Source organism: Pedococcus sp. P1_H8, assembly GCF_056405175.1.
In genome coordinates, this window is sequence record NZ_JBFUCP010000030.1 from 1 (window position 1) to 814 (window position 814).

Consider the following 814-nt stretch of genomic DNA (forward strand, 5'->3'; position numbering starts at 1 on the left):
GTGCCACGTCACCAGGCGGGCAGGTCACCGTGACCGCGGGACCGGCCGGCGCGACCAGCTGGTCCGCGACCGTGACCCCGCGCAGGGTCACGTCCCCGGCGTTGGTCACCTTGAACGAGAACGTGATCTTGTCCCCGACCCCGGCCTTGGCGTCGTTGTTCGCGTCCGTGCTGATCGCGGCGCTCTTGACCAGGGTGACCGCCGGAGCGGTCGGACCACCAGGCACCTGCGCCGAGGACGGACCGGAGTCCACGACCGGACCGGTCGGTGGGGTCCCCGACGCCTTGGCCGTGTTCTTCACAACCCCGGCATCGAAGTCGGCCTGGGTCACCAGGTACGACGCAGTACACGTGGTGGCCTTGCCCGGAGCCAGCTCACCGGCGGCCAGCACCGGACACGTAGCAGCCGGGGCGGTCCCGGTGCCGGAGAACGACACCTCACCGACCGTGACCGGGTTCAACGTCACATCCCCGGTGTTGGTCACCAGGAACGTGTAGTGCAACACCTGACCCGGACCAGTCAAGGCCGTCTCCTGCACCGACTTCAGCAAGCTCAGCGAAGCCCCTGCCGGGGTCGGGGTCGTTGTGGCCGAGGGCGGGCTCGTGACCGGCGGACCGGTCGGCGGAGTCCCGGACGCGGTCGCGGAGTTACGCACCGCGCCGGCATCGACATCGGCCTGGGTCACCACGTAGGGGCTCGAGGTGCAGGTCACGAAGTCACCCGGTGCCACGTCACCAGGCGGGCAGGTCACCGTGACCGCGGGACCGGCCGGCGCGACCAGCTGGTCCGCGACCGTGACCCCGCGCAGGGTCAC

1 protein-coding gene is annotated in these 814 nt (G+C 70.8%); it reads right to left on the minus strand.

Going from position 1 to position 814, the window contains the following annotated elements; genetic code table 11:
• Positions 1-814, minus strand: an 814-nt coding sequence (locus AC1DYG_RS18635) for a DUF7507 domain-containing protein (protein ID WP_477641360.1), incomplete at both ends; no start/stop codon positions are given.